At 38.6% G+C, this 22,900-nt stretch carries 18 protein-coding genes and 1 pseudogene; 8 read left to right on the forward strand and 11 right to left on the reverse strand.

Annotated features, from left to right (window positions below; genetic code table 11):
* The first annotated feature begins 20 nt into the window (after positions 1–20).
* Positions 21–686 (forward strand): TetR/AcrR family transcriptional regulator, encoded by a 666-nt coding sequence (locus tag BN1082_RS03275; RefSeq protein WP_090630795.1) that lies wholly within the window; start codon positions 21–23, stop codon positions 684–686.
* Between the two features lie 224 nt (positions 687–910).
* Here the strand turns inward: BN1082_RS03275 and BN1082_RS03280 are convergent, their stop codons facing one another.
* Positions 911–1,249: a YolD-like family protein gene (locus BN1082_RS03280; protein WP_090630798.1), complete on the reverse strand. Its 339-nt coding sequence runs from the start codon at positions 1,247–1,249 to the stop codon at positions 911–913.
* A 273-nt stretch (positions 1,250–1,522) separates the two neighbouring features.
* Positions 1,523–2,104, reverse strand: a complete 582-nt coding sequence (locus BN1082_RS03285; protein WP_090630801.1) for a YARHG domain-containing protein — start codon at positions 2,102–2,104, stop codon at positions 1,523–1,525.
* Positions 2,105–2,552: 448 nt separating this feature from the next.
* On the opposite strand from BN1082_RS03285, the gene BN1082_RS03290 reads away from it, so the two are divergent.
* A complete protein-coding gene (locus BN1082_RS03290) occupies positions 2,553–2,828 on the forward strand; it encodes a hypothetical protein (protein ID WP_090630805.1) in 276 nt (91 codons plus the stop codon).
* Between the two features lie 140 nt (positions 2,829–2,968).
* Here BN1082_RS03290 and BN1082_RS03295 read toward each other — a convergent pair whose 3' ends face one another.
* Positions 2,969–3,328, reverse strand: coding sequence for an ATP-binding domain-containing protein (locus tag BN1082_RS03295; RefSeq protein WP_090630809.1), 360 nt, complete (start codon positions 3,326–3,328; stop codon positions 2,969–2,971).
* Between the two features lie 403 nt (positions 3,329–3,731).
* On the opposite strand from BN1082_RS03295, the gene BN1082_RS03300 reads away from it, so the two are divergent.
* Positions 3,732–5,432, forward strand: coding sequence for an FG-GAP-like repeat-containing protein (locus BN1082_RS03300; RefSeq protein WP_090630812.1), 1,701 nt, complete (start codon positions 3,732–3,734; stop codon positions 5,430–5,432).
* A 13-nt stretch (positions 5,433–5,445) separates the two neighbouring features.
* Complete coding sequence (locus BN1082_RS03305) at positions 5,446–5,913, forward strand: HEAT repeat domain-containing protein (protein ID WP_090630816.1); 468 nt, start codon at positions 5,446–5,448, stop codon at positions 5,911–5,913.
* Positions 5,914–6,128: 215 nt separating this feature from the next.
* On the opposite strand, the gene helD is transcribed toward BN1082_RS03305, so the two are convergent.
* Positions 6,129–8,453 (reverse strand): RNA polymerase recycling motor HelD, encoded by a 2,325-nt coding sequence (gene helD, locus BN1082_RS03310; protein WP_090630820.1) that lies wholly within the window; start codon positions 8,451–8,453, stop codon positions 6,129–6,131.
* 200 nt (positions 8,454–8,653) lie between these two features.
* Here helD and BN1082_RS03315 point away from each other — a divergent pair, with 200 nt between their 5' ends.
* Both BN1082_RS03315 and BN1082_RS03320 read left to right on the forward strand, forming a co-directional pair.
* The gene (locus tag BN1082_RS03315) at positions 8,654–9,094 is read left to right on the forward strand and encodes a hypothetical protein (RefSeq protein WP_090630823.1); all 441 of its coding nucleotides are present in this window, start codon (positions 8,654–8,656) and stop codon (positions 9,092–9,094) included.
* 92 nt (positions 9,095–9,186) lie between these two features.
* Positions 9,187–9,420: a hypothetical protein gene (locus tag BN1082_RS03320; RefSeq protein ID WP_090630826.1), complete on the forward strand. Its 234-nt coding sequence runs from the start codon at positions 9,187–9,189 to the stop codon at positions 9,418–9,420.
* Positions 9,421–10,610: 1,190 nt separating this feature from the next.
* On the opposite strand, the gene BN1082_RS03325 is transcribed toward BN1082_RS03320, so the two are convergent.
* The 5 genes from BN1082_RS03325 to BN1082_RS03345 form a co-directional block, all read right to left on the reverse strand.
* Positions 10,611–11,519 carry a heme o synthase gene (locus BN1082_RS03325; RefSeq protein ID WP_245640293.1) on the reverse strand — a complete coding sequence of 303 codons (909 nt, stop codon included), beginning with the start codon at positions 11,517–11,519 and terminating at the stop codon, positions 10,611–10,613.
* 81 nt (positions 11,520–11,600) lie between these two features.
* Positions 11,601–11,915 carry a cytochrome o ubiquinol oxidase subunit IV gene (locus BN1082_RS03330; RefSeq protein ID WP_090630829.1) on the reverse strand — a complete coding sequence of 105 codons (315 nt, stop codon included), beginning with the start codon at positions 11,913–11,915 and terminating at the stop codon, positions 11,601–11,603.
* Positions 11,916–12,515 (reverse strand): cytochrome o ubiquinol oxidase subunit III, encoded by a 600-nt coding sequence (gene cyoC / locus BN1082_RS03335; protein ID WP_090630833.1) that lies wholly within the window; start codon positions 12,513–12,515, stop codon positions 11,916–11,918.
* Positions 12,516–12,542: 27 nt separating this feature from the next.
* Complete coding sequence (locus BN1082_RS03340) at positions 12,543–14,513, reverse strand: cbb3-type cytochrome c oxidase subunit I (RefSeq protein ID WP_090630836.1); 1,971 nt, start codon at positions 14,511–14,513, stop codon at positions 12,543–12,545.
* 22 nt (positions 14,514–14,535) lie between these two features.
* Positions 14,536–15,444, reverse strand: coding sequence for a ubiquinol oxidase subunit II (locus BN1082_RS03345; protein WP_090630839.1), 909 nt, complete (start codon positions 15,442–15,444; stop codon positions 14,536–14,538).
* Positions 15,445–15,916: 472 nt separating this feature from the next.
* Between BN1082_RS03345 and BN1082_RS03350 the strand changes: the two are divergent.
* A pseudogene (locus tag BN1082_RS03350) lies at positions 15,917–16,458 on the forward strand (NADPH-dependent FMN reductase).
* Positions 16,459–17,647: 1,189 nt separating this feature from the next.
* Here the strand turns inward: BN1082_RS03350 and BN1082_RS28480 are convergent.
* Together BN1082_RS28480 and BN1082_RS03355 are read right to left on the reverse strand one after the other, a co-directional pair.
* The gene (locus BN1082_RS28480; RefSeq protein ID WP_281176985.1) at positions 17,648–17,776 is read right to left on the reverse strand and encodes a hypothetical protein; all 129 of its coding nucleotides are present in this window, start codon (positions 17,774–17,776) and stop codon (positions 17,648–17,650) included.
* Between the two features lie 260 nt (positions 17,777–18,036).
* Entirely contained in the window at positions 18,037–18,663 is a 627-nt protein-coding gene (locus BN1082_RS03355) for a hypothetical protein (RefSeq protein ID WP_090630842.1), read from the reverse strand.
* 488 nt (positions 18,664–19,151) lie between these two features.
* On the opposite strand from BN1082_RS03355, the gene BN1082_RS03360 reads away from it, so the two are divergent.
* Complete coding sequence (locus BN1082_RS03360) at positions 19,152–22,886, forward strand: trifunctional glycoside hydrolase family 18/polysaccharide deacetylase/glycosyltransferase family 2 protein (RefSeq protein ID WP_090630845.1); 3,735 nt, start codon at positions 19,152–19,154, stop codon at positions 22,884–22,886.
* Positions 22,887–22,900: the final 14 nt, after the last annotated feature.

Consider the following 22,900-nt stretch of genomic DNA (forward strand, 5'->3'; position numbering starts at 1 on the left):
GAATCGCAAGGAGGGTTGTTATGTTAAATAACAATATTGATAATCAAACAGAAATGAGAAAAAAGCTCATTTTTAAAATATTACCGATTGTAAAAAAACAAGGTATAAGCCCGTTACGAACAGATGATATTGCTCGTTATATGGATATTAGCAAAGCAACTATGTACAAATATTTCTCATCAAAAGATGAGATTATCCAATACATCGTCAAGATTTATGCCGAATATATAACTAGTATTGATCAAACCATTTTTGAGGAAACAGTCCCGTTTGGGGAGCGATTTCAAAAAACATTTGAGCAGTCATTACTCATTGCTTTTTACATTTCTGATACTTTTATATTAGATTTAAAACATAATGCTCCTGTATTATATGAGCAAATCATACAAGCTCAAAACGAACGAAATAATAAATTAAAAAAATTCTACGAAGAACATATAAAACAAGAAGTGTTCAACACAATAAACCCTGCGCTCATCCTTATCCAAGACGATGTACTACTGCGGAAGCTCTTTGAACCTACCATCTTAATTCGAAACAATATGACTTTATATCAAGCACTTTTTGATTATTACATTCTTAAAAAGCAACAAGTCATTCATCATAAATATAAGGACGATATCGATGATTCGAAAATGGAATCCACAATACAGTATCTTGTTCAAAAAGTATCGAATTATATATAGACAGGATACCGACTAACACTTTTATCACATCCATTTCTTTCAACTTTTAAAGACCTAATAGGGGCACCATATTGCTATCAAGCTAGTACAACAAAATACCCCCAAAAATGAAAAATGCGCTATTCTTTCTATAGAATCATAAGAAAGGATAGCGTTTTTGTATGTCAGTTTCTGTATCTAATGAATTACAAATCATTTGCTCAAGAGACTCCTTCTAAAGAAGCCTATTCAACTACAATCACGCCTACCACATCCTCCAAATCAATATTGTGGAATTTGCCAGGTTCAATTTCAATGCGTAGCTGATGCGTAAGAGGATCCACGTAATGTACTCGACCTTTAATATCCTTTGTGAATCCATCCGACCATAGCGTTAGTTTTACATTCAAGTTGAACTCCATTGCGTAACAAATTCGCTGATCAAACTCCTCGAGCTCATGTACATCGATAATCGGCTTTACAATCCGATCACTATCATGCCACATATCACGCTGCCTCTTAATTAGCTCAGGCATACCAAACGCGAACTGCCATTTCTTTTTACCCCTGTCTCGAATCGCCATATAAGTCACCTCATACTTATTATATACGAACAAACGTTCTTTATGTGTGCAAAAAAAAGGATCTAAATAGATCCTCGAATAATCTTCTTCAAAATGTTTAGTATGTATAAAGATGAAATTGAAATTGCTGATTTGATATTGAATTCAGTCAAGTTGATAATAGATAAATTATGGGACTTGTGGGTTGTGATGGCTTTTCCATTTTTCTTCAGAAATCTTATTATCACCAATTGAATATCGCTCTAGAGCCAAATATTTTAAAAAAGGTTCCTATTACAGACTATCCTCCCTCGCCTGTATAAGGTTTACATTCTCTTTTTCTGCTTCATTTAAAGTTCTATTATAGGAAGGGTCTGCATTATACCATGATTTACTTGAAAAATATTTTTGCAAATCCTCCGATTTAAATACATACCCATGACGTGCGAAGATCTCATTTCTAGCTAAACGCAGTTGCTCTTTTGTAAGAGTAGCAATGTCTCCTTCACTCAGAACCTTCTTATCACTATCAGGCAAAATATAATCTGAAGAGGAAATATTTGAACTTTCCTTGCTGTTTGTTTCCGTTGAATCGTTACTGTTTTTTTCCGTTGAATCGTTACTATTATGTGGTTTTACGGTATTTTCCGAATTATTCTTTTTAGAATGATCAATCGTTTTGGTAGCTGCTACCTCCGTTTTAGGTTCATGCTTATTAAAATCGTTCATGATTATGTAAGCAACACTTAAACCGAGTAACAAACTAATAATTGATCCAACCCCTACCACTAATCTCTTATTACTTAATACTATTGTTTTCCAACGACCTTTCCTTTTTTCAATGCGCGTTTTTGGAGCCGAAGTCATGTTTTTCATTGCTTTTGCCCCCTTGAACCGCAATTAGTATAGAATCGACTAGATTCATTTAACTTTTCACCACAATTTGTGCAAAAATCCATTTACATATTCCTCTTTCTATTGATTTTTTCGTTTACTATTCAAATTGGCTTCTAGTAATGGTCATCAGTAGGGGTGCTGTTCTGTCTGACAGGTTAAAAAAGCCCGGCATTCCTATTATTAAGAAGCCGGACTTCTGCTAGGGATACAGCTATACTATATCATGGCTTGTTTACAGTTCAGTTAATAGAAAAGAACAGTTTGATAACAAAGAGTACTATTGGCAGCCAATCCCCTTAGTTTAATAGGATTTTCTCACGAATACTCGCAAACGGAGCAAGTCAGTTGTAAAATGGGATATTAAACCATTTGTTCCTATTTTATGTTAATATAAAAGAAACCGAATTCTTCATAAGGAGATTAAAATATGCACGAAAAGTTTGTAATGATTGCTTATTTGTTATTCTTTATTCCACTAATATTCATCGTAAACTTTTTCTTTGATATTATTACTTTTGAAAAAATACAAGGACTGCCTGTATTTTTCCCTTTAATTTTTTGTTCTATTGGTCTTTTTTTTGCTTCAAAAGCCTACCGAATCCAAAAAAGTGCTTTGACGCTTAGTGTCATTATCGCAAATTTAGTTTTATTCCTATTTCCATTTATTTATATGATTGGTGGTACACTGTTATTTGGTCCTTAGTATAAGATAAACAAATAATTTTAATGGGGCTTTAGTTCAAAAAGCCAAAAAATAGAAAAATGCTCAGAAGTTTTATGCCCTGAGCATTTTTTTGACGATTATTGTGTTAATTCAATTACTAATTTTACTGTGACTCTAGTCTAAGTCTCTCCGTCAACGGAACCCGTTAGAACCGTACCCGCGGTTTCATTTAATAAAAAGTCGGACGGGTCCTTACCGTATAAATACAATCGATGCATTGGTCTTGTCATCGACACGTACAACAATTTGATGTCCAGGTCTACTTGTTTGTATGGTTCTTCCATACATACAAGTAAAACGGCATCAAACTCCAGCCCTTTTGATAAATAAGAAGGTATAATCACCACATGTCCCTTTCTCATGTCTTCTTTCTCTTCTAAGTACTGAATGGGAAGATGACTTCCTTCAAGTATTTGCTGGATTCTTTGACATTCTCTGTCGGTACGTCCAATTAATGCAATGGAGTTAAGCTCTTCCACTTTGAGTGTTAACCCTTCCGGCCTTATGGAAGTAACCTATTTTGTTAGTTATTTACTTTAATATTTTTTGAAGAGGAATAATTTATTTACCACTATATTCTATTAATATCATATTCATCATCCTTCCTGCGACAAGGTCAATACCGATTATCCTGAAAAAGTAAAATGAATGTAAATTATAAACTTAGGCAGAATATAATTGCTTTTCAAACATAGATTAATTATTGGAAATTTCAAAGAGATTAATAGGAGACATAGATTTCTGTAAGACAAACTGAATGTGAGTGGTCTTTGGTCAGGTTCTGGAAAAGGAAAGGTGTCTTGGAGAATGAATCAGGCTATTTAGATGGACAGTTAATTGTGGTCCTTCTTTAATCGTTAGCACAGGAAGGAGACTAAGGCTATGGCAATAAAGAAGAGTGATTTTGATGGTGACGGGATCGCAGAAATTCCGGTCACAAGTCCGTGGGGCATCGGTATTTTGAAACTCTCTGGAAATACCCTTTCCGCCCCTACGATGGCACCGAACGGAACACGATTTGGCGACTGGCTTCTAAATACTGCGGATAACCGGTTTGACCTGATGGCAGATTTTGATGGTGACGGCAAAACCGAGTTACTAGTCACAAGTCCGTGGGGGATAGGTGTTTTGAAACAATCCGGAAATACTCTTTCCTCCCCCATGATAGCACCAAATGGGACCCGCTTCGGCGGATGGCTTCTTAACACAACTGATAACCGTTTTGGACCAGTGGGTGACTTTGACGGCGACGGAAAAACAGAAATTTTGGTTACTAGCCCGTGGGGGATTGGTATTTTCAAGCTCTCAGGGAATACGTTTACTGTACTTATGATGGCGGAGAATGGGACACGATTTGGCAGCTGGCAACTCAGCACCGCTGACAACCGTTTTAGCCCTGTGGGAGATGTTGACGGCGACGGAAAAACGGAAATTTTGGTTACTAGCCCGTGGGGGATTGGTATTCTTAAACTATCAGGAAATACACTCATTTCGCTCATGGCGGCACCAAACGGGACGAGATTAGGTGGATGGCTGCTCAACACCGGTGACAATCATTTACATACACTTGCGGATCTTGACGGCGACGGCAAGGATGAGATTGTGATATCCAGCCCATGGGGGATTGGTATTCTTAAACTATCAGGAAATACACTCATTTCTCCTATGATGGCACCTAACGGCACTCGTTTCGGTGGATGGTTGCTTAACACACTCGACAATCGAGTGGGACCCGCAGCGGATTTTGACGGGGATGGGAAGGCTGAATTGTTTATCTCCAGTCCATGGGGGATTGGTATTCTTAAACTGGCGGGAAACACGTTCAACGTGGCGATGTTAGCACCGAACGGCACTCGTTTCGGCGGATGGTTGCTCAACACCGCTGATAACCATTTTGACAACCTAGCAGATTTCACCGGTGATGGAAAGATAGACATCCTGGTCACTAGCCCATGGGGGATTGGCATCTTTCGTTTTGAAGGGAACACGATCAATGTACCGATGATGAAGCCGAACGGCACTCGTTTCGGGAATTGGCTACTCAACACCGGTGATAATCGCTTCGAACTTGGAGAGCAAACCGTACGCCTCCACATCAAGATTCTTACCAACCCTACCATCTCGATTGACCGTATGATTGTTGCAATGCAGCAAGTCTACGAGTCAGTGGGGATCCGCGTACACCGAGTCAGTACCGAGACCCTCAACCTGCCTACGCTCAACACCGTGGACGTTGGGGGGTGTACCATGGGCACAGTTACGCCGGAGCAAACTCAGCTCTTCGCCAACCGCAATAATGCTTGGGGCAGCGATGTGGTGGTGTACTTTGTGCTCTCAACGAATCCACCGTACAACGGCTGCGCTGCGTACCCTCCGGGACAGCCCGGAGCAGTGGTCGCTCAAATCGCCACCGTGTGGACAATAGCACACGAAGTTGGGCACGTCCTAGGCCTGAAACATGTTTCCGATAATAATCGTTTGATGACTGGAAATGGTACAGCGAATATTACTAATCCTCCGCCTGATCTGATTTCCACGGAAGTAAATACAATGAGGGCGAGCACATTGACATTTGAAACCTAAGGAGGTAACTATAGTGATTACGATGACAGACGTTCGCGCCCGGTTGGATGCTGAGGAAGTGGACTATGAAAACGCGAAAAAACTTGGCACTGCAGCTATCCCATTTTTAATGGAATTGGTGCAAGGCCAAGACCTGGGGCTGGCATCAAAAGCTACCTACCTGGCAAGCCTGATTAACACAGAACAATCTACGACTGTGTTGGAAATGGCCGTGGCAAGAAACGAGCCAGTGCTACGAGTGGCAGCTGCCTCAGGAATCCGTAACCTTCCAGAGGTGCAAGCTGAAAGGTTACTTGATTTATTGAGTAAGGATCCGGATGCGGGGATCCGTAAAGTTGTGCTGAAATCGGCGCAGCAGTTTAGATCTCTGGAAGTGCAGGAAAAATTACAGACTATGGCCGAGAATGATCCGGAACCGTTTGTTTGTGAGTTAGCTGGAAGCATCGTGAAAGAGATGAAAAGTAAACGGCAAGCACCATAAAAGAGATAAAATAAGAGAAACTGACGTACAATGAACTTGTAATGATGCCAATTGTAATGTCAAAACTCATCATAAATGTTCAAAACAAAATAAAGAAAAAGACGTGTGCTAATTCACTCGTCTTTTCTTATGTCATTTTTCAAGAAAGCACCCGAACACGGAACCCTTTAGAGTAATTTCCAAAGCGTTGTTATGTTCCCTTCAAACCGCTTTATCTAAGTCTCCCCGTCAACGGAACCCGTTAGAACCGTACCCGTGGTTTCATTTAATAAAAAGTCGGACGGGTCCTTACCGTATAAATACAATCGATGCATTGGTCTTGTCATCGACACGTACAACAATTTGATGTCCAGGTCTACTTGTTTGTATGGTTCTTCCATACATACAAGTAAAACGGCATCAAACTCCAGCCCTTTCGATAAATAAGAAGGTATAATCACCACATGTCCCTTCCTCATGTCTTCTTTCTCTTCTAGGTACTGAATGGGAAGATGACTTCCTTCAAGAAGTTGCTGGATTCTTTGACATTCTCTGTCGGTACGTCCAATTAATGCAATGGAGTTAAGCTCTTCCTCTTTGAGTGAGACAATATCTTTTTCTAGCTGTAGTTTTACCTTTTCGAGATTAGCAGGGTCAATCGTATTATAACGAGGCTTTTGACCATGTCTAATGACGGGTTCTACTTTTGGCAAGTCTTGATCGATCAGCTTCAGGATATCATTTGCCAAATTCATAATTTCAACGGTTGTCCGGTAGCTTTTTTGTAAGGTTTGGTAGTTCGCATTTGGGAAAATATTGTTCAATACAGGTGCCCAACTATTTAATCCACGATAGGAATGAATACCCTGCGCTAAATCTCCCACGATGGTAAACAAGTCTGTTCCACAGCCTTCTTTTAATGCTGCAAATTGAAAATAACTGTAATCCTGGGCTTCATCAATGAAGATACTTCGCATTTTATATTTTTCATCAATGCCTTCTAATTTAGCCTTCAAATAAAATAACGGAGCTAAATCCTCCAGTTCGTAAGAGCCTCTCTCAAAAATCCGCTGACAAAACTTACTTAAAACCTTACATTCTTGATCTGAAAGAGAAGTAGAATATTTTTTCATCATTTCAGGAGAAGTCATCAGTTCCTTGTACAAGGTAAAAATATCTTTCATGATAAACGCATCCATATATTTTTTTACAGCAGTCTTCGATTCCTTCTCTACCTTAGCGGTTCTTTCCTTTTTCATGTCCATGAGGTCAACTACTCTTTGTTTTCTTTTTTCCGGATCCAACCGCCTGCTATAAAGAGCCCGATCTAAAGTTTCTTCATATTTAGTGTTGAGTTTTGTTAGTATGATCGATTTCTTCCTTTTCAAATCATCTTCTAACAAGGATTTGATTTTTCCCAGTCTTTTATAGATTGGTAAGTAAGTATATTCTTTTAAAAATAGTCTACTGAGTTTTTTCCCCTTTAGGAGAATAGATTTTTCAACAATAAAATCAGCTTCAGGGGCAAGTTTGATTTCCAAGTCTTTTATATAACAATCGATTAGTTCCTTAAATTCGAGCGAACCCTTATAACTGGACACCCATTGAATGGACTTGGATTTTCCTTTCCCTTCAATTAGTTTCATCAGCTTAGAATTAGGTGAAAATAGTTTTATTTTCTGCTCTAAGGAGCTTCTCATAAAATCAATAAAGGTCGTTTGATTAATTTTGTTGACCCCAAGTTCAGGTAAGACGGCTGATATATAATCAATAAACAGTCGGTTTGGTGCGAGAATCATTAATTTTTCTGGAGGAAATTGATAACCTAAGGAATAGAGAAAGTAGGATATTCTATGGAGTGCGATGGTTGTCTTCCCGCTTCCCGCGGCCCCTTGAACGATAATAGGGTGTTTCAGTGATGCTCGGATCACTTCATTTTGTTCATTTTGAATGGTAGAAACGATTTCTGTTAAACGATTGTCCGCTTTACCTGACAATGATTTCTGCAAAAGTTCATCGTGTGTGGTTAAATCGATGTCTCTAATTTCTTTTAATAATCCATCGATAATTTCATACTGCCTTTTTAATGATAAGTAACCGGTTTGTGTTTCCCCATACGCTTCATAAGAAACATTCCCTAGTCGACCGTCATAGTACACATTGGCAATTGGTGACCTCCAATCCACGATAATGGGCTGTTGTGTCACACGGTCAAACAATGATACCTTGCCAATGTACAAAATTTCTTCTTTTTCAATGCTATCGTTCGTAAAATCAATCCTTGAAAAATAAGGTTTGCCAATCACGCTTTCCAACCTTTTCAGTTCACTTTCAGCTAATTCCAGAAAACTTGCATTCGCGAGGAGGTCCAAGTAACTTCCGCTACTTTCTTTAGAGTCTAGATTAGCAAACGCCTGTTTCATATTATCAACAAAAAATTCTTTATTCCCCTTAGAAATATCCAAAACTGTCCGGATATATTCCTTTGTAAACTCTAAACGCTCCACTTCTGTTTGATAATCTTTATGGTCACGGACTGACGCTTGATCTTTGGCACTCATCCTATAAACCAGTCACCTCCCAATTGAATTATGGAAACTTGGGATAATAATTTTAACCAAAACTTTTATCATAGTCAAGTTTCTTATTAAAAATTCATGTTATTCATCTTTTTTTTAGCTTATTAAAAAAGTTATTTTATGGGAATAATAAGAAACAGGACTAGTTACTCTCCGTAATTTTAAAAAAAAGGGGTAAAAAAATGAGCAAAAAAATAATTATCGCCATGATGGGAACACTATTAGCACTAAGTCTTGCTGGTTGTGGAGACGCACTAAACAACAGTCAAAACAATATTCAAGCTCAAAAAATAAGTAACTCTCAACGTTCTTTAACTGCCCCCTTCTCAGATTTGCTTTATGGATTTACTGCCATTGAGAAATATGTAGCAAATGGCGATTATGAGTCTGCAACCACTCTAACAAATAACCTTTATGATGAATTTCACGACGCTATTCTTCCTCCATTAGCAGCAAAAAAGGGCAAAACCTATGCGGAAAAAATGGACAGAAAATACGATGAGCTACAAGAGGCCATTTCAAACAAGGATCAATCCAAAATTACAGAACTCATCAAAGAAAATCGAAATAATCTTAAAACCATTGCTCCCATTTTGGGCGTTTCAGTCATTTCATCAGAATAGTTATGATGCACCGCGAAGAAATCAGCATCAAGGATAAATAAAAGAACATTTAAAGAGTATGATTCAATGCTCAAAATGAAGGAGGAAATCATATGGGAAGCTTAAGCGTAAGATTGACAATTGTGGAGTTGGTTATCGGAATTCTGATTCTGGTTTATGAATTTTTCACTGGACACCCATGGACAGCTGATGGAATACCGTGGACAATGGATGAAAATTTTCATTTTAACCTCGCACTTGGGTTTTTTACTGCCGCTGGATTCACCTTTATATTAGGTGCCATTATTGGTTCTGTCCAAAGCAGAGATCATTCAACCAAAAGATAATCATAAGAAAAGCGGAAGCGCCTTGGTCAGCCCCGACAAGCATAAGACGCTCCCAAAAAGAAGGCGCTTTTTGCCTTCGTTTTGGGAGTGGCTTATGACCTCGAGGGGCTAGGCGCTCCGCCGAAAAACTTACGTTTTTCGGCGTGCGAGGTATCGCTTTCGAAGCTTACTCTTATGGAGCTAGACAATTCTCGAAGTTAAAATTCTTATCCATCTAAGAAAAAAATTGATTGCCATGTAAATTGAATAACTACTTACATTTCACCTCATACTGAATGGTAACCAGCCTCTATCCTACTCTAGAAGCTGGTTTCTCGTCCTATTGTAGAAAAGTTCAGGGTTTAAAATCGTTTTATAAAAGGGTGATAAAAATGAATGCGGAAGCGATTTATTATACTGTTACCTATATCGGCTTATTTGCTGCAGCGCTCGGGATATCCTCATTTATGTATTATAAAATGATGACGGAATAAAGTGAAACTTCCATCAGTGGGGGGAGCTTTATCCCCCACTGATGGTTAGTTGAACCAATCGGGCTTTTACGGGCAGTTATCCCCCACCTATTTTAGGGTGGGGATCATACTGCCCGTTAATGCGGGATAAAGTGAAACTTCCATCAGTGGGGGTTTTCTTCATCCCTCGTTGATGGTTAGTTGAACCATTCGGGCTTTTACGGGCAGTTATCCCCTACCTATTTTAGGGTAGGGATCATACTGCCCGTTAATGCGGGATAAAGTGAAACTTCCATCAGTGGGGGTTTTCTTCATCCCTCTCTGATGGTTAGTTGAACCAATCGGGCTTTTACGGGCAGTTATCCCCTACCTATTTTAAGGTGGGGATCATACTACCCGTTAATGCGGGATAAAAATGTTCCATTCCCAAGTATCAAAGTCTCGAGACTGCATCTGAAAATTGAAAAACTAGAGTAAAAAAGGGCTTTGCTTGTTAATCCAGCAAAGCCCTTTAGCCATAATCTACGTAAGAGTATATTTTTCTTATCCTTTATTTTTTCATCGATTTACTAAACATTACGGTGGTTATAATAAAAGTCACACCAAACAATCCAAGTATAAGAAAAAGTCCGTAATCCATCTTTTCACCCCTTCTTAAACTTCTACCCTTAATGGTAATATTTCACCTTCCAATTATTCCTATCCCTATCTTCCACTTTTTCAAACACAATTTTCCTTCTAGATGATCCCAATCACCATCGTCGAAAACAAACCTAATATATAGAACAGCGAGCAAAGAAACGTCCGTTTTGCCCAAATAAATATATGGTCCTCCTCTTTCCACATTCTCCATGTGCAATAAAGAAAAGCACTGTTAAAAATGATGGCGCCAGCAAGGTAAAAGGTATTAAAATTTCCACTTATGTATAGGACGATGGAACAAAGAAATAAAAGAGCCATATAAATAAGACTTTGCATTTTCGTTGAACGAGGCCCTTTTACGACAGGCATCATCGGAATACCAGCCTTTGTAAATTCGTCATTCTTGTATAAGGCTAGCGCCCAAGAGTGCGGCGGAGTCCATAGAAAAATCACCATAAACATTAACCATGCCGTAACATTTAAACTACCAGTGACGGAAGCCCATCCAATTAAAATAGGAAACGCGCCAGCCCCTCCGCCAATGACAATATTTTGAGGTGTACGACGTTTTAACCACATCGTATAAACAACGGCATAATAAAAATACCCTGCAGCATTTAATAAAGCTGTGAGAGGATTTACAAAGAAAAAAGCGATGACAACAGATAGAACACCTAATAAAATGCCAAACCTTAAAACAGATGAGGGATTGATCAGCCCTGCGGGAATGGGACGGTTTGCTGTCCGCTTCATCAAAACATCAATATCTCGGTCATACCACATGTTGATAGCCGCTGCTCCTCCAGCAGATAGCGAAGCACTCAAAAGCATCGCCAAAAGGACAAACATCGAAGGTATTCCTCTTTGTGCAACAAATGCAGCACATAGGGAAGTAAAACTAAGCATCATTAATATTTTAGGTTTCGTTACATCTATATAGGCAGAAATGGCTTGCGTCAACCGATTTAATCGCGTTGGTGAATGCATTTCACGTACAACTGCCACAGATTCCTCACTCCTTTGTGCTAAATTAGGTGTCAGGCACCGTGGTGCCTGACATCCTTTTGGGACAGCCCCATCAAGTTTCTATTGAACCACAGAGTTAAATTCCATAATCCAAAGTGCTCCGATAACGATTGTAACAACGAAAACCAAACCTAGAACTAATGCTACGACATTATATCTAGGTCCTTCTCCTGCACCAATGTGCATGAAGAAAAATAGCTGAATGACAAATTGCAAAACGGCTGCAATCAAAATACTGACAGTAAGTGCTGTTTTTCCCATCATATGATTCAATACAAGAACAAGCGGGATGATCGTCAAAATAATCGATAAAATGAAACCAATGACGTACGCTTTGATAGATCCAGCATGTTCAGCGTGTTCGTGATTGGACATTTACATCACCCCCATTAAATAGACAACGGTAAAGATGAAAATCCAAACGGCATCTAAAAAGTGCCAGTACAAACTAATAATGGAGATTTTCCGTTTAGTCACTGGGGTGATTCCCCGACGAGAAAGCTGAATGATCAACGCAATCATCCACATAATCCCAAATGAAACGTGCACTCCATGTGTTCCCACAAGTGAGAAAAAGGATGTAAGGAAAGCACTTCTTGTAATGGGTGCTCCTTCAGCAACCATGGTCGTAAATTCATTGATTTCAAAACCAACGAACGTTGCCCCTAAGGCTGCTGTCACAATTAACCAGCCAATTAAACCTTTTTTATTACCTTTATGCATGGCTAATACCGCTAATCCACTTGTAAATGAACTAATTAACAAGATGAATGTTTCGGTAATAAAGCCAGGGATATCAAAATCTTTCCCAGTAAACCCTCCATTTGTATGGGTATTTAAAACAGCATAAGCAGAGAAAAATGTGCCAAATAAGAGACAGTCGGTTACAAGGAAAATCCAAAAGCCTAAAACCTTTAATTCCTCTAGGTCTACATGGCCATGGTCGTGACCATGGTCCGTTACGCTCTGTGACATACTTACTACCTCCAAATTTACAGTTCGTTAAATCGAAGTTGGATTCCTTAAAGCTTTTTCCGTTCGTTCAACTTCATCAGCTTGAATATAATAATCCGTATCATATTGGAATGATCGTACAAATAAAGTGACTGCAACCCCGATCAATCCTGCAAATCCCATCCAATACCATTCGAACGTAAATCCAAATCCGGCAATAAAGAATAACGATGACATGATAAAAGGAATACCGGAATTTTTCGGCATATGAATCGGTTCGTATTTTGGTGTTTCTTCTTTATATCCTTCTTGCCGCATTTCTTCTTTTTTATACCACCAAGCATCACGGCCTTTAACTTCAGGTATGATAGCAAAGTTGTATAATGGTGCTGGAGAAGGAATCGACCATTCTAATGTACGACCATTCCAAGCATCTCCTGTTACATCACGTTTACCATATTTAATGCTATAAAGAATTTGCCAAACTTGGATGATGAAGGCAATCCCCATCAAGAACGCACCAATAGAAGAGATGAAGTTGAGCGGAGCCCAGCCCATATCCCAACCAGCAGATTGGTTATACGTATAAAGACGTCGAGTCATCCCCATAAAGCCAAGAGCATATTGCGGCATAAAGCATACATAGAAACCGATTTGCCATAACCAGAAACCCCATCTTCCGAGCGTTTCATTTAATTCAAATCCAAAAATTTTTGGGAACCAATAGTACATACCTGCTAGATAACCGAACACAACACCACCGATTAACACTTGGTGGAAGTGGGCAATCAAGAAGTAACTATTGTGATATTGATAGTCTGCAGGTGCTGCCGCAAGCATAACCCCAGTTGCACCGCCGACAAGGAAACATGGAACAAACGCAACCATCCAAAGCATGGGTTGCGAAATCGTCACACGGCCACGGTACATCGTAAACAGCCAGTTGAAAACTTTCACACCAGTTGGAATGGCGATGATCATCGTACAAATAGCAAAGACAATATTCACATCAACTCCGGCACCCATTGTAAAAAAGTGATGTACCCATGTATAGTAAGAAACTACGGCGATTGCAATCATCGAATAGACCATGGAGGCGTAGCCAAAGATCCGTTTTTTAGAGAATGTTGCTACGACCTCAGAGAATACCCCGAAAGCAGGTAAGACAACGATGTAAACTTCAGGGTGACCCCACATCCAAATTAAGTTGATATACATCATTGGGTTACCGCCTGCCGTTATGGTAAAGAAGTGTCCTCCAAGTAATCGGTCGATCGTTAACATGATTAATGCAACGGTAAGGATAGGAAATGCACCTAAAATGGCAATCGATGAAGATAAAACGGACCATGTAAATAATGGCATATCCCTTAAGCGCATGGATGGGGCGCGCATTTTTAAAATCGTTACGACAAAGTTAATCCCAGTTGCCAAACTGCCGATACCGGAAATTTGGATGCCCCAAATCCAGAAGTTTTGCCCCGGACCTGGGCTAAACATTTTTTCAGATAAAGGAGGATACGATAACCAGCCTGAACTTGGGGATCCACCAATCACAAAGGAGATATTAAAGAGCATGGCACCAATAAAAAACAACCAAAAACTAACTGCATTTAATAATGGATAGGCAACATCACGGGCACCAATTTGCAACGGAACAACGATATTAAATAAGGCAAACATAAAAGGCATTGCCATAAATAAAATCATGATGACTCCATGCGTTGTGAAAATTTCATTATAGTGGTCAGAAGCTAAAAAACGGTTATTTGGAACTGCCAGCTGTAAACGCATTAAAATTGCATCTACCCCACCGCGGAAGAGCATCAGCAAAGCAGCTAAAAGGTACATAATACCAATTTTTTTATGGTCAACAGTTGTAAGCCATTCTCTCCACAGCCAGCCCCATTTTTTTAAATAAGTAAGGGAGACTACAATCGCCACCACTGCCAAAACAATGGAAACATCTGCGCCATAAATCATTGGGTCGCCAGTTACAAAAAAATGCGATGTATTCATGGAATCATTTCCTCCTGTTTAATCATTTTGTTTTTTGCATAGGCATGTCTTCACCCATATGGTGCATATGGTGGTAATAGGTTCCGCCATTTTTATTTACGATGTTTTCATATAAATTCTTAGGAAAGGAAGAAAAGCTTAATTCTTTCACATTGCTTGGTTTTGACAATTCTTTATAGCCAGCGTTTGTAAGAGGAAGAGAATTTTTCTTCAAATCAGCTGCCCATTTATTGAAATCCGCTTGACTTACAGCTTTTACCCTAAAGTGCATATGGGCAAATCCTGTTCCGGTAAAATTAGCACCGGAACCGAAATAATTCCCTACTTTATTTGCCTGAAGCCACAATCCCATTGACATACCAGGCATCGTATATTCTTGACCTCCAAGCTGTGGTACCCAGAATGAATTCATCGGCGCATCAGAGGTTAAAACGAATTGAATGGGAACCCCTGCAGGAATGACCGCATAGTTGACCGTCGCGACCTTTTGACCAGGATACGTGAACAACCATTTCCAATCCATTGAAGTTACTTGAACAACAACCGGTTTAACATCCTTTACAGGAGGCTTGGATACCTTAATAGCAGTTTGAGCTGTGTAAAAACCAAGAATCGCTACAATCACAATTGGAATTCCCCACCAAACCACTTCCAGCACTTTGCTATCATCCCATTCAGGTTGATATGGTGCATTGTTTCCTGGCCTATCTTTATAACGAATTAAAATATAAACAAAGATGACCAAAACAGGAATGATAACAATTGCACATAAAATGGTAGATATAATAATCAAATTTAACTCATGTTGACCAACAGGTCCTTTTGGGTCAAGAACAATGTATTTACTCCTGTCACAACCAGCCAAAAGCACTGTGCCCAACAAACTCAAGATAGAAAATTTACTATATCGAATCCATTTATTCACTTTCATTTCCCCTTCGATGTAAGTTGTGTTATTCACATAAGTAATAAATATGTTGCCCTTACTCAAACGGCATAATACCAAAACATGTCATTTAATTGCAAATTACGACAAGATGCCCATTTTTTCCCCAACAATTATTCCGTTCCAGTGAAAAGCTTAGATAAGAATTCGCGACAAAGTGGACAGTTTCCGTAGCTTAAATAAAAAACGCTACCCTTTTTTAATGATGTAAAAGGATAGCGGTTTTGGGTAAGGAACACATTGTTAGATTGACTTTATAATCATGGTTGTGCCCTCTATTAAGTTGAAAATATCTTAGTTGCTCCTTTTTAAAAATCAATACGATTATGATGCAAAATGTTCTATCTGCATTGGATGACTATGGTAATATTGATTCAAGTTGCAATCAATCATAGCCTTATTTCTCAATGAATATCATTTTTCTTGCAATATCTATATTAGGAAAGGGGAATTTAAAATGGAAAAAACCGTTAAAATATTGGCTATATCGGGGAGTCTTCGTCAAAAGTCCTCCAATACAGCATTAATGAAAGCCATTATCGCATTATCCCAGAAAACATGGAATTTACCATCTATGGCGGGTTGGGTGACCTTCCGCATTTTAACCCTGATATCGATGTCGACGATGGGCCTCTTTCTGTTGGGGATCTGAGGACACAGCTTAAGGAGGCAGACGGTGTGCTTATATGTACACCGGAATATGGAAACGGTGTGCCTGGCGTTTAAAAAAATGTACTGGACTGGATCGTATCCTCAGGCGAGTTTATGAATAAACCTACAGCGCTAATCAGTGCGTCACCATCCCCTATGGGCGGTGATAAAGCGCATGCTTCACTTCTGCTTACCCTAAAAATGATCAATGCCGCGATTGTAGAAGGTGGAACGATGATGATCCCACACATCGGTTTGAAATTAAATAAAGAAGGCGTTATTACAGATCTCGATACGAAGCAAAAGTTACTATCTATACTAGGGGTGCTTGAGCAGGCTAGTCTTTAATCAGAGCAAACTATGTAGTTGATTTTAAATTAAAGGGAGTGAACACTCCCTTTAAAAATTTATAAAAATTGTATATCGACTTCCCTCTGAAACAAATTAAACTTGCAGAATCAACTTTTAGAATACATCTTTATAAGGGTTCATCTCATTTTTTTGTTTGGGTAACAAAGAATTTCTTAACTTGATGGCAATGGGGTTCCGACATAAAAACACGCATATCATACGCTAAAAATTCAGAAATACAAAAAACCCGATCTTCACTATGGAAAGCTGAAGATCGAGTTCTTTATGGATTCACTTAATGTTTAAACAAAATTAGGATTATTGGGATATTCTTTTACATTACTGATATCAGGAAAAAATCATTTTAACGGGAAACTAGTGGTCTTCTACTTTCCCCAAATTAGGGTTTTCATTTTTTCAGGAAACTAGAGCCCTTCTACTTTCCCCTAAATAGACAAATTTCATTTTTTCGGGAATCTAAAGCCCTTCTACTTTCCCCAAATTAGGCAAATTTCATTTTTTCGGGAATCTAGAGCCCTTCTACTTTCCCCAAAATAGATAAATTTCATTTTTTCGGGAAACTAAAAGCCTTCTACTTTCCCCTAAATAGGCAAATTTCATTTTTTCGAAAAACTAGAGCCCTTCTACTTTCCCCTAAATAGACAAATTTCATTTTTTCGGGAATCTAGAGCCCTTCTACTTTCCCCTAAATAGATAAATTTCATTTTTTCGGGAAACTAAAGGCCTTCTACTTTCCCCTAAATAGACAAATTTCATTTTTTCGGGAATCTAGAGCCTTTCTACTTTCCCCAAATTAGGCAAATTTCATTTTTTCGGGAATCTAGAGCCCTTCTACTTTCCCCAAATTAGGCAAATTTCATTTTTTCGGGAATCTAGAGCCCTTCTACTTTCCCCAAATTAGGCAAATTTCAATTTTTCGGGAATCTAGAGCCCTTCTACTTTCCCCAAATTAGGTAAATTTCATTTTTTCGGGAATCTAGGGCCCTTCTACTTTCCCCAAATTAGGCAAATTTCAATTTTTCAGGAATCTAGAGCCCTTCTACGGAAGATGCGTCTTCCAGGTCAAAGTATCTCTATATCCCCTTCAAGACACTGACTAATCATGTTCACAAATAAACCATCATTAGTCAGTCTCTTTTACTTTATCAATAATTTTTTAAACTCACTATTGCTTTTTAACAGGAGTACATACAGAATAAATACTTTCAACTGGATATGATACATTGACTTCAATGATCTTAAAACCATCTTTATTGTCTTTATTGCTAATCGTAATCATTTTCTCAAAATTCATCCTTCGCTCTTCCTTCCTAACTCATTTCTCACACAGAAGTTAATATATGATGGAATCTAAAAAATGTGACACTTTTTTATAAAATTATACTGATGATATAGGACTAATTTTAAACTACCTGGATAATTTTTTCGGCATTTAAATAAAAGAGATGAAATAGAAAGTACAAAAAGCAAGATAAAAACTACAGTCCCTTCAGATAATGAAAAAGGATCGCCTTTTCTTGGCGATCCTTTTTATAGCATTACTTTTTTTTATCCTTAACGGCTCGCAGCTTTGTATTTTGCGGCCTGAGAAACTTGTTTTCCATGGTTGGTTGTCATCGTTGGGGTCGTCGGTGCAGTCGCGGAAGCTGATTTCTTGCTTTTCGTTGCCGCTGCAGTGGTTTTTGAATTCGACTTAGTGTTTCTAGCAGGTGCCACGTTAGTTACAGGTGTTGTGCTAGTTACAGGTGTTGTGCTGGTTACAGGTGCTGTGCTAGTTACAGGTGCTGTGCTAGTTACAGGTAATGTTTTAGTAACAGGTACAGCTGCAGGTGCAGGTGTACTGGCAGTCCTTGAAGTAGCACTAATTGTCGTCGGATTCTTTTGAATCATGGCTGTGTCTTGATCACTCTTGTTTCCATTTTTCAATGTCGCTTGGGGAGTAGTAATATTATTAGAAAGCGTGGGTTGAGCATCTATTACATCCGTTATTAATGTTCGATCTTTCACCGATTTATCTGTTTGATTGATATTATCCGCTATTTTTTTGTGTTCTGAATTGGATGATACATGCCCTTTCGACAATCGTTTAAAAGAATGATCGGCTAACAAGGCGTTGGCCGCAGAAAACGTAAGGGCTCCCACTAACACCATAGTTAGGGCTCCTTTAGTTGATTTGTTCATATTTTTCCCCTCGTATCTATTTGTGCACAATTACAATACAAGATTTCGTCTACCTCTAAATGGTTATGGGGGTATTTTCTCACTTTTTCTGCCCTGTCGATTACTCTCGTTTGCTTTGTCTCCATAAAGAAAAGGTGACTTACCCTATAATTGTCTATACAAAAAAGAAAAGTAGTTTTTCACAACGCCTCTCTCATAGCTGCTCAATCAAAAGTGATAATAAACACCAAAAATGTACTCCGATACCATTAAAAAATTTTCAGCCTACCCCCAAAATTCAAAAATGATTAACTAACCTTTTTGTGGTTATTCATTTTTTGTCGAATAAAAATCGGTACGCTTGATATAGGCTATTCATGTTAGACTTTCCAGTTAAAGGTTTCCATCACCGGAATGTAATACTTTTACAAATTTTAATAATATAAAATCAAACTATTAAAATTCAATTATACATTTTTCGACATATACACCTATAAGGAGGCATCTTAGTGAATCGAGTTTTTAGGTGGATTGTTAGATCATGGTTTGCACCTGTCACGGGAAGTGGAGGAGCTGTTGCGAGTTCACTTGGTTTTTTCCTGAGCTTTTTGCCTTTATATAGTTTAAGAATTCCATTATTGCTCGTTCTTTCGCTTTTGTTTCGTCTTAATATTGTTGCCTTATTCCTTGGAACGCTAATTCCGATTTTTATTCCTATGATTCGTCATTTGCCCTTCCTGAATTTACATGTATTGGAAGAACACTTTCCAACACTGGCTAGTATGAATTCCTGGTTATTTTCTACCATCAATCATAAAATGCATTTTTCACCAAGCATTGCAATAGGAATTCTTGGGGGAGGAATCGGTCTTGTCTGTTATTTTTTCTTCCATTGGTTTTACAATTTAGGGCTTAAAAAAAAGGAGCGAAAGCAAGAACATGTTTTTCTTGACCCAGCCAAACGGCGTTGGTCAATTATTAAACGAATAAGTGCAGGATTTACTATATTTATTGTTTTAGTATCCATTATTTTTATTGAAAGCCTTAATACAGACCCGGTGTTACCCGGCCTGCAATTGAATAAAAGGGCAGCATCGAGTGGGATCGATCCAATTAATCAACGTTTAAGTGAAGAACAACTTGCTTCACAACTTCAAAATATCAATCCTTCCCCTCTTATTCAAAAAGATAATGGTCAACGGAACAATAATCAAATGGCAGGCAAACAAGAAGTTTTCGGTTTTTACGTTAATTGGGATGTAAACAGCAAAACTTCTTTTAAAAAAAATATCAATTCTATCACAACTTTAATACCTGAGTGGCTGCAGCTTACTCCCGAGCTTACCTTTAAATCGAGCACTGACTCTTCTATTTCTTTGGAGGCAAAGGCACATCATATCAAGATTCTCCCATTAGTTAATAATTATATTAATAATAAATGGGATTCAGAAACTCTTCACCGGGTATTTACTACTCCCGGTGCTGAAGATCTTTTTATTAAAAATTTGTTGGCTTATGTGAGAACAAATAACTTTGACGGTATCAACGTTGACTTTGAAAATATCAATGAAAATGATAAAGCTAATTTCACTCAATTTATGGGTAAGTTATCAGAGCAATTTCATCAGCATGGTCTTATGGTAACAATGGATATCCCGCCAATGAACAATAGTTATAACTATGCTTCTTTAGCAACTGATGTTGATAGGATGATTGTCATGCTATATGACCAGCACACCTCCCTGACTAAACCGGGACCCGTCGCTCCATCTGATTGGGTAAAAGAAAGCTTAAACCAGCTTCATATTCCATCCCAAAAATTGATTCTGAGTTTAGGAAGCTACGGTTACGACTGGGAAGAAAACTCTAATCAGCCCGCAGATACGATGACGTTCGGGGATATCCTGAACTTAGGTATTGGTACGAACCTCCAAATTTATTGGAATAAGCAAGCAGGCAACCCTTATTTGCGCTACAAAATAGACGGAAAGAAACATATTGTTTGGTTTTTAGATGCAGCTACATTTTATAATCAAATGAAGGTAGCGATAGATAGTGGATCAAAAGGAATAGCGATTTGGCGTCTTGGTTCTGAAGATCCTTCTATCTGGAATTTCATTAATAAACCACAGGAAATACAAAATCCAGCAAATGCCATGAAAACCTTGGTCAGTCCTGAACTTGTTCACTATACAGGTGCTGGAGAGATATTAAAAATCGTTTCTCAACCAGAAAACGGTAAAAGAACGATTCAATCCAATTCAAATGGTATTATCCAAGAAGAAACCTATACAACATTGCCAAAGCCTTTTGAAGTGGTTCGTTATGGTAAACCGAAAACAAAGGAAGTCGCCCTTACCTTTGATGACGGACCTGATCCAATCTATACTCCACAAATATTGGACATTTTGGACAAGAATCATATAAAAGGGACCTTCTTTATGGTTGGAAGGAATGCTGAACTGCATCCTGAACTGATTGAAAGGATGTATAAGGAAGGTCATGAAATAGGGAGCCATACCTTTACCCATCCTGATATTGCATCCACCACACCATTTCAAACGAAAATGGAGCTAAATGCTAATCAGCGTTTATTTGAGGAAATTACGGGTCATTCAATGAATCTTTTCCGTCCTCCTTATGTGGCAGATGCGGAACCGAACACGAGGAGCGAACTACTGCCGATCTTGCGGGCACAGGATATGGGTTACACCATGGTCGGTGAATTAATAGACCCTAATGATTGGCAAAAACCTTCTAGTAATGAAATTGTGAAGCGGGTATTGGACCAACTGCCAAATGGAAATGTGATTTTGCTCCATGATGCCGGTGGTGACCGCTCCAACACGGTAAAAGCCTTGCCTATTATTATTAAAGAACTTAAAAAGCGCGGCTACACCTTTACCACCGTTGGTCATCTTATAGGAAAAAGTGATAGTCAGATTATGCCCCCTGCTAATCAGGACAGCACTTATTTTGTCTATGACAAGGCTGTATTTAAGGTCTTACAAGGCTGGCGTTTAGGTTTAAGCTTTCTGTTCTACTCAGCTATCATTTTAGGAATCCTGCGCCTGGTGCTCTTTGTTTTCCTTTCTAGAAAGCAAGTAAAAAGTTATAAACAGACTCTGATTGACCCTGGCTTTACACCCTTTGTAAGTGTCGTGATTGCTGCCTATAACGAGGAAAAAGTAATTTGCAAAACGATTGATTCTATCTTATCCAGCGATTATCGGAATTTTGAGGTACTAATTATCGACGATGGATCAAAGGATCATACTGCTGATGTTGTTCAAGAAACTTATCCAGATAATCCTCTCATCAGATTAATTAAAAAAACCAATGGAGGAAAATCTTCTGCTGTAAATCTTGGTTTTAAAGAAGCACAAGGGGAAATCGTGGTTGCACTTGACGCTGATACACTTATTGCTGAAAATGCAATCTCTCTGCTCGTTAACCATTTTAAAAATGAAAATGTTGCTGCTGTTTCAGGTAATGTTAAGGTCGGCAATAAGGGGAACCTCCTCACAAACTGGCAGCATATCGAATATGTTACAGGCTTTAACTTAGAGAGACGGGCCTTTGCCGCCCTCAATTGTATTACCGTTGTACCAGGTGCGATCGGTGCATGGAGAAAGACGGCGGTAGAAGATGCGGGATACTTTAAAGAGGATACACTGGCGGAAGATACCGATATCACTCTTACTCTTTTACGCCAAGGGAAAAAGATTGAATTTGAAGAAAAGGCTTATGCTTTTACAGAAGTGCCAGAAGATATTAAAAGTCTGGCAAAGCAACGTTACCGATGGGTTTTTGGTACTTTACAATGCTTATGGAAACATCGGGATGCTTTATTCAATAAAAAACATAAATCATTAGGATATATCGGTCTTCCAAACATGTGGCTTTTCCAATATATTTATCAAACGATATCCCCAATTGCAGATATATTGTTCGTTATAGCCCTTTTTGGTGAGCACCCTGGAAAAGCAGCCATTGGATATATACTGTTTTACATGCTAGATTTCGTAACTTCCCTTTATGCGTTCAAATTGGAGAAAGAAGATCCTAAACCACTTGGTTCCTTGTTTCTACAACGAATCTTGTACAAGCAGCTTATGACTTATGTCGTGATAAAATCCATCTTCTCGGCAATGAAGGGAGTAACCGTTGGTTGGAATAAACTTAAACGAAAAGGTAATGTAACTCAGGAAACCTCTATCTCGAAGGTTAAGGAAAATATGTAATGGAATATCCGCAC

Source organism: Neobacillus massiliamazoniensis, from assembly GCF_001048695.1.
Taxonomy (GTDB): Bacteria; Bacillota; Bacilli; order Bacillales; family Cytobacillaceae; genus Neobacillus; species Neobacillus massiliamazoniensis.

What these genes read in the sequence shown, in the direction of transcription:
- BN1082_RS03320 (WP_090630826.1), top strand. Translation starts at nt 9,187, where the DNA reads ATGGGAAGCTTAAGCGTAAGATTGACAATTGTGGAGTTGGTTATCGGA.
- BN1082_RS03355 (WP_090630842.1), bottom strand. Translation starts at nt 18,663, where the DNA reads ATGAACAAATCAACTAAAGGAGCCCTAACTATGGTGTTAGTGGGAGCC.
- BN1082_RS03330 (WP_090630829.1), bottom strand. Translation starts at nt 11,915, where the DNA reads ATGTCCAATCACGAACACGCTGAACATGCTGGATCTATCAAAGCGTAC.
- BN1082_RS03290 (WP_090630805.1), top strand. Translation starts at nt 2,553, where the DNA reads ATGCACGAAAAGTTTGTAATGATTGCTTATTTGTTATTCTTTATTCCA.
- BN1082_RS03280 (WP_090630798.1), bottom strand. Translation starts at nt 1,249, where the DNA reads ATGGCGATTCGAGACAGGGGTAAAAAGAAATGGCAGTTCGCGTTTGGT.
- BN1082_RS03285 (WP_090630801.1), bottom strand. Translation starts at nt 2,104, where the DNA reads ATGAAAAACATGACTTCGGCTCCAAAAACGCGCATTGAAAAAAGGAAA.
- cyoC (WP_090630833.1), bottom strand. Translation starts at nt 12,515, where the DNA reads ATGTCACAGAGCGTAACGGACCATGGTCACGACCATGGCCATGTAGAC.
- BN1082_RS03300 (WP_090630812.1), top strand. Translation starts at nt 3,732, where the DNA reads ATGGCAATAAAGAAGAGTGATTTTGATGGTGACGGGATCGCAGAAATT.
- BN1082_RS03340 (WP_090630836.1), bottom strand. Translation starts at nt 14,513, where the DNA reads ATGAATACATCGCATTTTTTTGTAACTGGCGACCCAATGATTTATGGC.
- BN1082_RS28480 (WP_281176985.1), bottom strand. Translation starts at nt 17,776, where the DNA reads ATGAATTTTGAGAAAATGATTACGATTAGCAATAAAGACAATAAAGAT.
- BN1082_RS03345 (WP_090630839.1), bottom strand. Translation starts at nt 15,444, where the DNA reads ATGAAAGTGAATAAATGGATTCGATATAGTAAATTTTCTATCTTGAGT.
- helD (WP_090630820.1), bottom strand. Translation starts at nt 8,453, where the DNA reads ATGAGTGCCAAAGATCAAGCGTCAGTCCGTGACCATAAAGATTATCAA.
- BN1082_RS03275 (WP_090630795.1), top strand. Translation starts at nt 21, where the DNA reads ATGTTAAATAACAATATTGATAATCAAACAGAAATGAGAAAAAAGCTC.
- BN1082_RS03315 (WP_090630823.1), top strand. Translation starts at nt 8,654, where the DNA reads ATGAGCAAAAAAATAATTATCGCCATGATGGGAACACTATTAGCACTA.